The 13258-nt window shown below is 42.0% G+C and carries 13 protein-coding genes; 9 read left to right on the forward strand and 4 right to left on the reverse strand.

The window, feature by feature from the left end:
* Positions 1–61 precede the first annotated feature (61 nt).
* From ACKWCA_RS13840 to ACKWCA_RS13865, 6 genes are all read left to right on the forward strand, one after another.
* The gene (locus tag ACKWCA_RS13840) at positions 62–1012 is read left to right on the forward strand and encodes a D-2-hydroxyacid dehydrogenase (RefSeq protein WP_413978803.1); all 951 of its coding nucleotides are present in this window, start codon (positions 62–64) and stop codon (positions 1010–1012) included.
* Positions 1013–1084: 72 nt separating this feature from the next.
* Entirely contained in the window at positions 1085–1717 is a 633-nt protein-coding gene (locus tag ACKWCA_RS13845; protein WP_413978804.1) for a DUF937 domain-containing protein, read from the forward strand.
* Between the two features lie 65 nt (positions 1718–1782).
* The gene (locus ACKWCA_RS13850) at positions 1783–2235 is read left to right on the forward strand and encodes a DUF6146 family protein (protein WP_413978805.1); all 453 of its coding nucleotides are present in this window, start codon (positions 1783–1785) and stop codon (positions 2233–2235) included.
* 36 nt (positions 2236–2271) lie between these two features.
* Complete coding sequence (locus ACKWCA_RS13855) at positions 2272–2775, forward strand: DUF6787 family protein (protein ID WP_413978806.1); 504 nt, start codon at positions 2272–2274, stop codon at positions 2773–2775.
* Between the two features lie 423 nt (positions 2776–3198).
* On the forward strand, positions 3199–5595 hold the full coding sequence (locus ACKWCA_RS13860) for a TonB-dependent receptor (protein ID WP_413978807.1): 2397 nt from the start codon (positions 3199–3201) through the stop codon (positions 5593–5595).
* Positions 5596–5611: 16 nt separating this feature from the next.
* Positions 5612–6190: a type 1 periplasmic binding fold superfamily protein gene (locus ACKWCA_RS13865; protein ID WP_413978808.1), complete on the forward strand. Its 579-nt coding sequence runs from the start codon at positions 5612–5614 to the stop codon at positions 6188–6190.
* Between the two features lie 161 nt (positions 6191–6351).
* Here the strand turns inward: ACKWCA_RS13865 and ACKWCA_RS13870 are convergent, their stop codons facing one another.
* The 3 genes from ACKWCA_RS13870 to folE all read right to left on the reverse strand — a co-directional run bounded on the left by ACKWCA_RS13870 (position 6352) and on the right by folE (position 7908).
* Positions 6352–6651 (reverse strand): hypothetical protein, encoded by a 300-nt coding sequence (locus ACKWCA_RS13870; protein ID WP_413978809.1) that lies wholly within the window; start codon positions 6649–6651, stop codon positions 6352–6354.
* Between the two features lie 68 nt (positions 6652–6719).
* Entirely contained in the window at positions 6720–7223 is a 504-nt protein-coding gene (locus tag ACKWCA_RS13875; protein WP_413978810.1) for a GIN domain-containing protein, read from the reverse strand.
* Positions 7224–7308: 85 nt separating this feature from the next.
* On the reverse strand, positions 7309–7908 hold the full coding sequence (folE, locus tag ACKWCA_RS13880; protein ID WP_413978811.1) for a GTP cyclohydrolase I FolE: 600 nt from the start codon (positions 7906–7908) through the stop codon (positions 7309–7311).
* A 231-nt stretch (positions 7909–8139) separates the two neighbouring features.
* Between folE and ACKWCA_RS13885 the strand changes: the two genes are divergently transcribed.
* On the forward strand, positions 8140–8820 hold the full coding sequence (locus ACKWCA_RS13885) for an ABC transporter ATP-binding protein (RefSeq protein ID WP_413978812.1): 681 nt from the start codon (positions 8140–8142) through the stop codon (positions 8818–8820).
* 3 nt (positions 8821–8823) lie between these two features.
* Complete coding sequence (locus ACKWCA_RS13890) at positions 8824–9588, forward strand: TIGR02757 family protein (protein ID WP_413978813.1); 765 nt, start codon at positions 8824–8826, stop codon at positions 9586–9588.
* A 100-nt stretch (positions 9589–9688) separates the two neighbouring features.
* Here ACKWCA_RS13890 and ACKWCA_RS13895 read toward each other — a convergent pair whose 3' ends face one another.
* Positions 9689–11284 (reverse strand): fasciclin domain-containing protein, encoded by a 1596-nt coding sequence (locus tag ACKWCA_RS13895; RefSeq protein ID WP_413978814.1) that lies wholly within the window; start codon positions 11282–11284, stop codon positions 9689–9691.
* A gap of 496 nt (positions 11285–11780) precedes the next feature.
* Here ACKWCA_RS13895 and ACKWCA_RS13900 point away from each other — a divergent pair, with 496 nt between their 5' ends.
* Positions 11781–13256 carry a PhoX family protein gene (locus ACKWCA_RS13900; protein WP_413978815.1) on the forward strand — a complete coding sequence of 492 codons (1476 nt, stop codon included), beginning with the start codon at positions 11781–11783 and terminating at the stop codon, positions 13254–13256.
* Positions 13257–13258 lie beyond the last annotated feature (2 nt).

Genomic DNA, 13258 nt, shown 5'->3' on the forward strand with positions numbered 1-13258 from the left:
CTTCGCAACACTTGAATTCTGACAACATATAATCATACACGAATCATTTAATTTTCTTCCTATGAAGATTTTAGCAAACGACGGTATTTCACAATCCGGTATTACCGCATTACAGGAAGCGGGCTTTCAAGTACTCACCACTACCGTTGCCCAAGAACAGTTAGTTAATTTCATTAATGAAAATAACATTGTAGGTCTCTTGGTACGCAGTGCCACAAAGGTGAGAACCGACATTATCGATAATTGCCCTACTCTAAAACTTATTGGAAGAGGTGGTGTCGGTATGGACAATATCGATGTGGCCTATGCAAAAGAAAAGGGACTGCACGTAATCAATACACCCGCAGCCTCTTCGGCCTCGGTGGCCGAATTGGTGTTCGCCCATCTGTTTGGCGGTGTACGGTTTCTATATGATGCCAACCGAAATATGCCTTTAGATGGCGATACCAAATTCAAGGAACTTAAAAAATCCTATGCTAAAGGTATTGAACTTCGCGGAAAGACCTTAGGGGTCATCGGTTTCGGTAGAATCGGTCAGGCAACAGCGAAAATAGCCTTGGGCGTAGGAATGAAAGTGATCTATTCCGATCCTTATATCGATAGTGCTACAGTTGAAGTACCCTTCTTTGATGGGCAATCGGTCTCTTTTGAGTTCAAAAGCACGGACAAACAAGCCTTGCTGGGCGAAGCTGATTTCGTAACGGTACACGTGCCTGCTCAAAAAGAGTATGTCGTCGGCAAATCGGAAATCGCCTTGATGAAAGAGGGCGCAGCAATAGTCAACGCTGCTCGTGGCGGAGTAATCGATGAGGTGGCTTTGGTAGACGCTTTGGAAAACAAAAAACTTTCTTTTGCCGGGCTTGATGTCTTTGAATCGGAACCTAATCCTGAAGTCAAAATTCTGATGAATCCCAATATTTCCTTGACTCCCCATATCGGTGCAGCGACCGGAGAAGCGCAAGATCGAATTGGCATGGAACTTGCTACGCAGATAATGGCGTTGCTAAAATAATTTTGGTGGGTACCTTTAAGATGTGTTGACTCTTTTTTGTACATTACGCTTTCACTTTAAACACTAATTAAAATGTCAGGATTACTAGACTTAATGAACAGCCCTATGGGCAAACAACTCATTCAAGGCGTTGCCGGCCAAACAGGGCAATCGACCGATCAAACCGGAAGTGTGCTCAGTATGGCGCTACCCGTATTAATGGGTGCCATGAAAAAGAATGCCGCTACACCAGAAGGTGCACAAGGCTTGATGAATGCACTCTCTAACAAACATGATGGAAGTATATTGGATAATTTAGGTGGCCTTTTCGGAGGTGGAGTCGATTCTTCGGTAATGGACGACGGTGCCGGAATTCTAGGCCACGTTTTGGGAAACAGACAGCCACAAGTAGAAAACGCCCTGAGTTCAAAATCAGGAATGGATGCGGGAACTATCGGTACTATTTTGAAAGTAGCCGCTCCTATTTTGATGGGGTATTTGGGCAAGCAGACACGACAGAACAATGTAAACGACTCCAACGGAATCGGAGACCTTTTAGGTGGCTTGATGGGCGGTGGCCAAACCGCGCAAAAGCAGCAATCACTGATTGAGACTTTTCTTGACTCCGATGGTGACGGCAGTATTCTTGATGATGTGGCCTCTATGGCTCTCGGTGGTAAAAAAGGCGGACTAGGCGGACTTCTAGGAGGCCTTTTCGGAAAATAATACCCATAATTCATTTTGAAAAAACCGTTCACTCTTTGTGGACGGTTTTTTTGTACCTTAAAAGAATGAAAAAGATATATCCCATACTTATACTCATAGTAGTGGTTATTTTTGCCTTCAGTTGTGGTAATTCGAAAAAAGCCGTGACCATAACAGATGCGGAAAAAGAGGCTTTTAAACAAGTGGAAGGCGATACGATTGAAATCGTCAATGCCGAAGTCGAGTATGAAATTATCATCATTGAACCCGGCTTTAATATCTGGTTACAGAGCGTAGCCCGACCTGAGGGATATTACTCCCAATCCTTTATGGAGAATCGTAATCAGCTCATGGTAATGGAGTGGAATCGCAGGGTTTTACAATCCGATTTCTTCGACCCCAATCTATATGAACTGCAGATAGATTACCGACAAGGTATAGATTATGGTTATGAGGTCAATTACAAATTGTACAACTACTTCATTTATTTTCAACGAAAATATCGCCAAAGATTGGGGCCTTTCTTTCCAAGAATTTGATATGACAAGGTATATTTGCAGTCTGAAACGAAATCCATGCAAAAATTCAAGGCGTATTGGCAAATCACCAAAACTTGGCACTTCCTATTTCCTTTTTTAGGAATTATCGGCCTCTTGTACAGCTCGTACAAGTTGGCAAAACTAGCGCTCGGCGACACTTCGTTGATTCTCGTCGCTTCGGTCTCCCTGTTTCTCACCTATCTGCTTACGAGATTGTGCCTAGTGATCTTCAAAAAATTGGAAAACAAATGGGTCGTCGAACAACGCTGGGAACTCATACGCATCTTTATCGTCTTTGCGATAACCGGTAGCTCTAGTGTTTTGGTCGGTCGACCTATCATCAAGTTATTAGGAATTACAAAGGAAAATCTCAATCCGGTACTCTACTACATTTTGTTCGTGGTCATCAGTCTTATTTTTTATCAAATACTTTTAGTAGCCTTCGGATGGCTTTTCGGACAGTTCAGTTTCTTTTGGCAATTCGAAAAGAAAATGCTCCGTCGGTTCGGCCTGGGGTTTCTTTTTGGTAAAAACAGTTAAGTTTTCTTTAACACCATATTCTGATTCTTTTCTTAATTTCGTCCCGTGTACAAGAAAAAGGCTCCATACCTGATATCACTTCTTCTGCTAATCTTGATGTTTTTCAAGGTTTCGGCGGTTCACGTTTACACTCATGAGGATACTTCGACAGATCAAATTGAAAATTGTAAGATTTGTGATTCGGCTATTGAAAATCAGGATATCGAGCATTTGTCAACTGCGAGCGTTACCATTGACGCCAACCCACAACTGTTTAGTACTCCACCAAAAATAGCATATGTGCCACTGTCTATTACGACATCGTTGGCACATCTTCGCCTCTTTAGTAGGCCTCCGCCTGCACTTGGTTCGTAGTTTCCCAAACCGCGCCCTCATTGGCCTCGAATTGTCAATGTAACAAACCCAGTGTAATAATACCCAGTAATGAGACTGTTTTTAATACTAGTACTGACTAGTTTATACGGCAACTTTTCAATAAGTCAAGAGTGCGACGCGATTCTGTTGGGACAGGTCGTGGACTTTCATGACAATACCGCATTAGAAAATGCGACGATCAGTGTGACGGGCAAAGACTTACAAACGACTTCCGATCAAGACGGAAAGTTCAATTTTACCACCTTATGTGATGGGGTTATCGAGTTGGAGATATCACACCCCGATTGTAAATCGCAATTTGTTACGATTACTATAGATGGAGACACCTACCAAAAAATAAGTCTAGAGCACCATTTAGAAGAATTGGACGAAGTAAAAGTGGTTGGAGGGACTCAGAAGACCACCAATTCCAGTCAAGAAGAAACCTTAGAGCTGAAACAATTGGAGCAGTATAGCGGTAATAGTTTGGGCGATGCCCTGAAGACCATAACCGGAGTTTCTTCGCTCAACACGGGCGCCAATATTGTTAAACCTGTGATTCAGGGACTCAATGGAAGCCGAGTTCTTATTTTGAACAACAACGTTCGTATGCAGGATATGGAATGGGGCGAAGAACATGCGCCCAATGTAGATATCAATGCCAATCAGAAAATAAGTGTCATCAAGGGCGCGGCCGCTTTGGAATATGGAGGTGATGCGATTGGAGGTGTTATCGTTCTCGACCCACTACCCATAGCCCGCTCAGATTCTCTTTTCGGTAAGACCCAAATGAATCTTTTTTCAAATGGACGCGGGGGCAATATCACCTCTACCCTGACCAAGTCCTTTGATTCAGGGCTATACATGAAACTACAAGGTTCATTGAAACGTTTGGGTGATTTGGAAACGCCTGATTATCTACTCTCAAATACGGGGATTCAGGAAAACAGTATTTCGGTGAACTTAGGAAAACGTGATTTTCTTCAGGGATGGGAAGCCTACTATTCCTTTTTCGATTCCGACATCGGTATCCTAAGAGCTTCACATATCGGTAATGTCGATGATTTGATTACCGCAATCAATAGTCAACAACCAAATATCATCAATGATTTTTCATACAATATTATCAGACCGAATCAAGAGGTAACCCATCATCTGGCCAAGTTAAATTACTACAGAAGGTTCAAGGGAACCGGAAAATTAGATCTCCAATATGATTTTCAGAGCAATCGACGGTTTGAATTCGATATCCGGGTGGGTGATGATGCTGAGAAACCATCACTTGACTTACAATTGACGACCCATACCCTATCTTCAACCTTGCAAATAGACTCGCAGAATGATCTAGAAATCAAACTAGGAGTTCTGGGTAGGTATCAGTCGAACTTTGCCGATCCAGCTACAGGTGTACGAAGACTGATTCCTGATTACGACAAATATGATGTTGGGGGATTTGCTATTTGCGAATACAAGCTGGGCACCCGTTGGAATTTGGATATGGGCGTTCGTTATGATTTTACCCGGTTGGACGCCAAAAAATTCTATCGTACCACGCGTTGGGAAGAACGCAATTACGACCAAGACTTCAGTGACCTTGTCATTGACGATTTGGGAACACAATTGTTGGTCAATCCCGTTTTTGACTATCACAATGTTTCGGCCATGGCGGGCTTTCGATATGAATTCAATACGCAAGAGTTGTTACGGTTCAATTATGCCTTTGCCCGAAGGGCTCCCAATCCATCGGAATTGTTCAGCGATGGACTCCACCATTCCGCGGCTCGAATCGAATTGGGAGACTTGCGGATCAAGAGCGAGGGCTCTTCTAAGGTTTCGGCATCTTATGAACGTAACGCCCTCAACTGGGGATTCACCATAGCGCCCTACTTTAACGCCATAAAAGATTTCATTCTTTTAGAACCGAACGGGGTTGAATTCACCATTCGAGGAGCGTTTCCTGTATGGGCGTATCGCCAAACCAATGTACAACTAGTGGGAGTCGATTTGTCAGTGTACAACAATTGGACCCAAAAAATTCGTTCCGATCATCGATTTTCGTGGGTGCGCGGTACGGATACCTCTTCTGACTTGCCTCTTATCAATATACCGGCGGCCAATATGAGCAATAGCCTTTCGTATTCGAATGAGGCCTTACACGGTCTTACCATTTCTTTGGAAAGTCAGTATGTTTTCGAGCAGCAACGCTTTCCTCCGAACATTATGGTTTTCTCTCCCCAAGCGGCGCAAGAGGTGGTTCTTGATATCAATACCCCTCCACCGGCCTATCATTTATTGGCTCTGGATATTGCTACGGCCTTTTCGCTAAAAAACAAGCATGACCTGACCGTAGGGCTACGCGCCACTAATCTGTTGAACACTCAATATCGCGATTACCTTAATCGTCTACGCTATTTCGTAGATGACCTAGGAAGAAATATAAGTCTACGTTTAATCTATAATTATTAATCCTAAATTAAGTACAATGAAAAAGAAGTTGAATCCATTTTACAAATCCAATGTCAAGTTAATGGCAATCGCACTATGCATCGCCTTTTTGGGTTTTTCCTGTTCAGATGATGATGAGAATCCGGTTCCCGTTGATGAAGAAGAAGTGATTACTACAATGAACGTTACCCTTACGGCAAGTGGTGTTGCCAGTGTTAGCTTACAATCTCAAGATTTGGATGGCGACGGACCAAATGCTCCTGACGTGACCGTTTCGGGAAATCTCGTGGCCAACACCATCTATTCAGGAACTATTGAGTTACTCAATGAAACCGAAACGCCAGCTGAAGATGTTACTGTTGAAGTTGCTGAAGAGGATGATGAACACCAATTCTTTTTTGGCATTACCGGGGCCTTGACGAGCGTAGCCTACAGTGATCAAGATGGGGATGGAAACCCTGTAGGTATCGATTTTGAGCTGACTACTGGAGACGCTGGAAACGGAACCCTTGAAATCACCTTGCGTCACGAACCCAAAAAACCGAATGATGGTACGTTGGGCGATGCAGGTGGGGAAACCGATATCGCGGAGAGTTTCCCTATCGTGGTTGAATAAACCATACGGGGTTAGGGCGCTGCAAAAAGGTAAATGGCTATAATAGCACCGATAACAACAACGGCGCTTATGATGATGATAATACGATAGAGACGGCGAATACGCTGGGCCCTTAGTTTATCATCCATGCTATACTACTTTCAAAATGAAGACCATAGGGATTATACCTCTATGGTCTTTTTTGTATCTTCTTTCTTAATTACATGGGTGTACAACCACATGATCGTAAAGGTGGGAATAACATCTAGACCAGGGATAATCTCCTCGATAAAGGATACGGCACCCGCCGCTTGCCCTGCCCTACCTTTGTACATGCGTATCATAAGCCAAGCTGAAAGCGGAGCCCAAATCACATCTGAAAAATCACCGATAAACGGAATGGCGAAAGACAACATTCCGATGGCATCGAATAGTAATCCTAAAAAAAGATTTTTGTATTTGGCGTCTTTAGTTTTTGACATAATTAAAATTAAGTATTCACTCAAAGCGAATCAATTCTAATGCCAAAAATAACAGTCCTGTTTGAATGTTAATTTTTTATGGTCACACTTTTACCACTATTAAATGAACTTACCATAGTCTGGGCCGACTTATACAATACCTGTTTCGCATGGTCGGAAGTTGTGATCAGGGTCTGAAAATCGATATTCGACAAATCAACTATCGACTCATCTTCTACCGAGACCACTAGTGTAGGAATACGCGAGAAAGCATCGTCCATGGTTGTAACTCCTCCATTTGACATGGCAATGGTTTGAATTTTAGGAGCATAAACGGTTATACTAATATTGGAGTAATCTAAACCGGATTTTCCTGCCCTGATTTCCAAGGCCGACCGATCTACTTCAAAATCAACATAAGGCAAAACCTTGGTATCACCCGTAACCATTATCTTATGCTTTTGAGACTTCACGATATGAATAGAAGCCCCGATGTTGCTACTTACGGCTTCGAAAGCGTCTAGCGCTTGTGATTTTTGACCGAAGGAGAGAAATGTTGTAAAAAGAAAAAGAGTGCATACTAGTTGTCGCATTGTGAATAATCTTTGGTTCATATGTCTTAGGGACACCAAAAAGGACCAAAGGTTACATGCGAAACGAAAAACTTTTCTAAGTGACCTACGAAAGGTCTGAGCCAATCAGTTTGAGAAACTCGTTTCGTGTTTCTATTTTTTCAAATTGCCCACGAAAACCGGAAGTCGTGGTGACGGAATTTTGCTTCTGTACGCCACGCATCATCATACACATGTGCGAGGCTTCAATAACTACAGCAACACCTTTGGGTTTCAAGGTTGAGTTGATACACTCTAAAATATCATGGGTCAAACGCTCTTGCACTTGCAAACGTCTAGCAAAAACATCGACAATTCTCGGTATTTTACTCAAACCTACGATATGTCCGTTTGGAATATATGCAATATGTGCCTTACCAAAAAAGGGCAACATATGATGCTCACACAACGAATACAGTTCTATATTCTTGATGATGACCATATCATCATAATCCTCCTTGAACATAGCTCCTTCCAAAATTTCCTTGGCATCTTGTTGATAACCCTGTGTCAAAAACAACATGGCCTTTGCAGCACGTTCAGGGGTCTTCACTAATCCCTCACGGGAAATGTCCTCCCCGATTTCGTCAATTATCGATGAGTAACGTTCTTTTACTTCATCTGTAATCTCTAGGTTATATTCTTCTAAGTTTCGGTATGGAGACATGTATTGATTATGTTTATTCTTTTTTCAAAAATATTAAACAATTTTAAAAACCCGTAGGCTTTCACGCTTTATTTATGATATTATTAGCATAAGCGAGGCACTAGAGGAACCTGTAGCACCCTTGGTCTTCAAAAATAGCCAAAACTATCAATGTATATGGGATATTTACGAAGTTTGAATATTTTGACATCTCCCCCCTATTGATTACTTTCAACCCCTAAAGAAACTGAAATGATTAAGGCCTCAAATATCCAAAAATTTTATGGGGAACTCCAGGTACTAAAAGGTGTGGACCTACATATCAAAAAAGGTGAAGTGGTCTCCATCGTCGGTGCCTCCGGAGCGGGTAAGACTACCCTGTTACAGATACTCGGTACGCTTGACGTTCAGAGCAATAAAAAGGAAAGTAGCTTGATTATCAATGATGTGGACGTCACCCATTTATCGGCAAAAGAACTAGCTCGATTTCGTAATGAACATATCGGATTTATTTTTCAGTTCCATCAACTGCTTCCAGAATTTACGGCATTGGAAAATGTATGTATTCCGGCTTTTATCAAAAATACCCCGAAGGCCGAAGCTGAAAAAAGGGCAAAAGAATTACTCCGGTTTCTCGGATTGGAAAAGCGACAGACCCACAAGCCAACTGAACTTTCTGGAGGAGAACAGCAGCGTGTAGCGGTAGCCAGGGCATTGATCAATAATCCATCGATAATTTTTGCGGATGAACCCAGTGGCAATCTTGATTCTGAAAGTGCCGATAGACTGCACAAATTGTTCTTCGAACTCCGAGATAAATTTGGGCAGACCTTTGTCATCGTAACCCACAATGAACATCTTGCCGACATGGCCGATAGAAAGTTGGTCATGGTCGATGGCTTGATTACCACCTCTAAAAAAGAAGTGGTCTAAGGTATGAACAAGTCCGAGTTAAAGGAATTTCTTGATGCCAAGGTCGCACAATACAATCACCCGAAGTTTCTAGAAAGCGATCCGATACAAATTCCACATCGATTTACAAGCTCCCAAGACATTGAAATCAGTGCGTTTTTAACAGCGACCATAGCTTGGGGCAATCGAAAAAGTATCATCAACAACGCAAACAGCATGATGCAATTAATGGATCATGCCCCTCATGACTTCATTCTAAATTATGAGGAGTCTGATCTAGAACGCTTTTCGGGGTTCGTCCATCGTACGTTCAATACAACCGATTTGTGCTACTTCATCAAAAGTTTGCGCAATATTTACTTGGAACATCATGGGCTTGAAGCCGTATTTTCCTCCGCAATCACCACAGATTCCGTTCAGCCGGCCATTGCCCATTTTAAAACCGTATTCTTTGAACTCCCCCATGAAAAGCGCACCACGAAACATGTCAGCGACCCTTTGAAGGGCTCTGCGGCCAAGCGCATCAATATGTTCCTGCGCTGGATGGTACGCAGTAATTCTACCGGAGTGGATTTCGGTATTTGGAAATCGATTCCGCCTGCCGTGCTATCCTGTCCTCTTGATGTACATTCCGGAAATGTGGCCAGGAAACTCAAATTACTAAAACGCAAACAAAACGATGCAAAAGCATTGGCCGAGCTTGACAAAAGTCTCCGGCAACTCGATTCCATCGATCCTGTTAAATACGACTTTGCTCTATTTGGATTGGGGGTTTTCGAAAAATTTTAAAGCGTAAAAAACGCTAAGGTGCACATTCACACCCTAGCGTTTCACTGTTTTCTTCCGGATAACGTCTTAGTCTTAATTGTGCATTTCGGTCACTAAATTGTCATAAGGAAAGCTCCATTATGATTTCCTGCGGTAGCAATATTTTGTCTACCACGTGAATATAGCCGTTCAGGATATCTTGATCAGATAGAATTACCTTTGAAGGTGCACCTGTTTTATCCAACACATAGACCCCTTGATCCACCTGTATCTGAAGTGTTTCTCCCTGAAATGTATCCAAGGATTGCCCATTGGTAAAATCCATCGCCTTAAGCGCTACATTTTCGACGCAATGATACGACAGGATGACCTTTAATAGTTCGAGGCCCTCTTGGCTATTGAACTCCTCTATTCGATCCATACCGATTTGGTTGAACAAATCGATAAAGGCTTGATCGGAAGGAAAAAAGAAGGTAAACTCCTTTTCGGCCAAGGCCTCTAAATTCATTCGATCCTGTATTCTCTTGAAAAACTCCAAGGCTGTGTTCAAGTCCCCTGTATTCAACATCGCTCGCTCAAAAGCCAGATAGACCGTATTTTCAACCAGGCTTACAATCGATTCTGGAATCAAAATTCTATCAATAGTATGTATAGTACCATTTTTTGCAGGAATATCGGTAGTGGTAAATTTGGCCTCCAATTGAAGGGCATCGACCAATACAAAATCATCCTCCTCCCCGACCAAGTCCAACGTATTATTGCCGGACAAGGTATTCAACTGACCCTCAAAAAAGTTATTCGAACCTAAGTTTTCCCCTAAAACGTGATACAACAAAATGTCCCTAAGCAGGGCGATTTCATCGGGTCCAGAGAAGTCTTCAAGCCCTGTGAATTCATCACCTAATAATCCTAAAAGACCTAAGAGGGCATCATTACGCGGTGCAAATACCGTAAATGGTCCATCTTCCCCTAAGGTATCCAACAAACCGGTCAATGTCAGCGCTTCTTTTAAAAAGGTGAAATCCTCCGTTTCTAGTATAAGTTCTTTGATGGTTTTTTCATCTGTATTCGTTGGATCGGGATTACCCAAAAATTGAATGACATCTTGGGGCACCAGAATTTTGTCAATGATATGCAAGACACCATTTGTGGCCATATCATCTACTGCGATTGGTTTTGCATCAACCTCCGAAGCATCTCCTATGATAAAAGAATCGCCAGAGATGATTATTTCCAATGAATTGCCTTCGTATAACGTAGGTATTTCACCGGCAGCAATACTAGTAGACAAGATTTGCCCTTCTACCATATGATAGGTCAAGATTCTACTAAGAATCTCTAACTCAACAAAAGTGTCGAAATCGTCAAAGCCATCATAGTTCGATCCTAATAAATTAAAAAGTCCTTCCACAGCGGCATTGGTGGGCGCAAAAACGGTGAATGAACCATCACCTTCCAGTACTGTTTCAAGGTCAGCCTTGGCAACGGCCGATTTCAATAGTGATAATTCTTCGGTTTCCGAAATGAGTTGAGCGAGCGATCCAGTCGTTTTGTTCGATTCTTCCTCTTCTTGTTGTGATTCATCGTCAACCGTTACCTTGCTTATCACTTCTTCATAAGTAGTGTTCTCTATCTTCTCACAGGAAAAAATAACAAGCCCTGCGAACAGGGCAAGAGTGACTTTTTTAAAGAATACAACAAATTTGTTTTTTTTCATTTTGTGGGTTTTATGTTCTCGTAATCGTAGGCGAAAATTAGGTTTTTACGAGACCAAAAGCTTAAACCCATTCTTAATTCTGGGTAACCTGAACTTTAAATAAACCAATGGTATGTTAATTTATCTGAGGTTTGACGTCTTTGAAAAAGTTGACTTATCGAAAGGATAAAAATCTTGAAACGGCCTAAAAAGCGATACAGAACGCTTTGTTTATAAGCAAAATCCCTAAAACAAGAATAGTTAAAGAAAGGTAAATAAAACGCTACTGCGCTATTAAGTTCATTTTTCAAAAATCGCTTGACGTGGCTAAAAAAAATCAGATAACCTTTTGATTTATAAAGCTTTAAAGACTATTAGGAATTGTTCTAGATAATAACAATATCATAATATTTCAGGTCCTCTTTCCTCACAAAACAAAATATTCAGTTAAGACTAGCATAAACATCGGCCTCTAATTTTACCATCATAATAGTATAACCTAAAAACACTTTTTAAAATGAAGAAGATTACAAAAGTACTCCTGCTTGCAGGCCTTGTTTCTTTTACCTCGTGCGATCAATTGGATGATTTCCTAGGTGGTGAAGATGAAGGAGGCGAGGAGGAAGCAAAAGGAGTGGTTCTTAAGAACCATTCAGAAACACCGGCTTTCTTTAAGATGGCTCCCGAGTTTAGCAATGTTCAAGTATACTCCTTATTGAGCTCTGGCGACGAATTACCTGAATCACCTGATTTCGTCTACGGATCAATGGCCGATGGTGCGGGATTGATTAAAGAGGCCGATGGCACCTTTACTCTTATCAATAATATTGAAGCGGATTATTCAGTGGCACGAATCAAATTCGATGAAAGTTTCATGCCCGTAAAAGGAGATCATATTTTAAATGCCAAAGCTACGGCCAATACGGCACAGTGTTCAGGTTCACTTATTACTCCTGAAGAGCACGGATTCGGACCTATCTATCTTTCCGGAGGTGAATGGGGCGGTTCTTCGAAGGGCGTTTTCGCGACAGATCCTTATAAAAGTGCCTCTAGTGCTTCAGTTGCCGCAATGCTACCGGCTTTTGGGCAGTGGTCTACAGAAAATGCAGTTGTTATCGGTAAGGATGCCTTTCCTGGTAAAACCGTAGCTTTTATCGGAGACGACGATTCCGACAATGAAGTACCACAAGGACAATTAGGTATGTACGTCGGAAATCAAGGAGACCTAAACAATGGTAAACTCTATACGCTTAAAGTGATGACCGAAGGCATTACTTATGAAATGGATATGGTAGAAGGTGAAACCTATGAAGCAGAATTCATTGAAATGGAAGAAAGAGAAATCGATTTATTGAACGCCGAAGCTATGGCAAAAGGATCGATGGGCTTTTCAAGATTAGAGGATATCGACTGGAGAAGAGGTGTAGCAGGAAACCAAAGAGAAGTTTATATGGCCGTTACCGGTCGAAAAAGAGACGCTTTGGTAGGCAAAGGAACGTTGTATGGAAGAATATATAAGGTAGTTCTTTCTGAAGATGACCCAACGAAAGCGACGATCACCTGCGTATTGGACGGAGATAAGTTAGACGGAATAGCAAAAGCATTCCATAGTCCTGATAATATCGTGGTGACCAAAAACTATGCATATATACAAGAAGATCCCAATGGATATCCAGATACACCGGACAAAACGCACTTTGCACAACTCTATCAGTACAACCTAAATACAGGTGAACTTAAAACGGTATTGGAATGTGACCAAGAAGCGGCTGCGAGCAATGGCATAGGAAGCATTGATCGAAATTGGGAAATTACCGGTATGATCGACGTGTCCAAAACCATTGGCGTTGAAGACTCATTTATCATGATTACACAAAATCACGGATGGGAACCCGCTGACGGCTCTGCCTTTACGGACCCTCTCGCCAATTCAGATGCGAATAGCCGTAAAGAAGGTAGCCAAATGTTCTTGGTCAAAGGCTTGCCGAACTAAAT

Source organism: Maribacter corallii (genome assembly GCF_047345415.1).
Classification (GTDB): domain Bacteria; phylum Bacteroidota; class Bacteroidia; order Flavobacteriales; family Flavobacteriaceae; genus Maribacter_C.

What these genes read in the sequence shown, in the direction of transcription:
- ACKWCA_RS13860 (WP_413978807.1), top strand. Translation starts at nt 3,199, where the DNA reads ATGAGACTGTTTTTAATACTAGTACTGACTAGTTTATACGGCAACTTT.
- folE (WP_413978811.1), bottom strand. Translation starts at nt 7,908, where the DNA reads ATGTCTCCATACCGAAACTTAGAAGAATATAACCTAGAGATTACAGAT.
- ACKWCA_RS13885 (WP_413978812.1), top strand. Translation starts at nt 8,140, where the DNA reads ATGATTAAGGCCTCAAATATCCAAAAATTTTATGGGGAACTCCAGGTA.
- ACKWCA_RS13850 (WP_413978805.1), top strand. Translation starts at nt 1,783, where the DNA reads ATGAAAAAGATATATCCCATACTTATACTCATAGTAGTGGTTATTTTT.
- ACKWCA_RS13895 (WP_413978814.1), bottom strand. Translation starts at nt 11,284, where the DNA reads ATGAAAAAAAACAAATTTGTTGTATTCTTTAAAAAAGTCACTCTTGCC.
- ACKWCA_RS13890 (WP_413978813.1), top strand. Translation starts at nt 8,824, where the DNA reads ATGAACAAGTCCGAGTTAAAGGAATTTCTTGATGCCAAGGTCGCACAA.
- ACKWCA_RS13865 (WP_413978808.1), top strand. Translation starts at nt 5,612, where the DNA reads ATGAAAAAGAAGTTGAATCCATTTTACAAATCCAATGTCAAGTTAATG.
- ACKWCA_RS13840 (WP_413978803.1), top strand. Translation starts at nt 62, where the DNA reads ATGAAGATTTTAGCAAACGACGGTATTTCACAATCCGGTATTACCGCA.
- ACKWCA_RS13900 (WP_413978815.1), top strand. Translation starts at nt 11,781, where the DNA reads ATGAAGAAGATTACAAAAGTACTCCTGCTTGCAGGCCTTGTTTCTTTT.
- ACKWCA_RS13845 (WP_413978804.1), top strand. Translation starts at nt 1,085, where the DNA reads ATGTCAGGATTACTAGACTTAATGAACAGCCCTATGGGCAAACAACTC.
- ACKWCA_RS13870 (WP_413978809.1), bottom strand. Translation starts at nt 6,651, where the DNA reads ATGTCAAAAACTAAAGACGCCAAATACAAAAATCTTTTTTTAGGATTA.
- ACKWCA_RS13875 (WP_413978810.1), bottom strand. Translation starts at nt 7,223, where the DNA reads ATGCGACAACTAGTATGCACTCTTTTTCTTTTTACAACATTTCTCTCC.
- ACKWCA_RS13855 (WP_413978806.1), top strand. Translation starts at nt 2,272, where the DNA reads ATGCAAAAATTCAAGGCGTATTGGCAAATCACCAAAACTTGGCACTTC.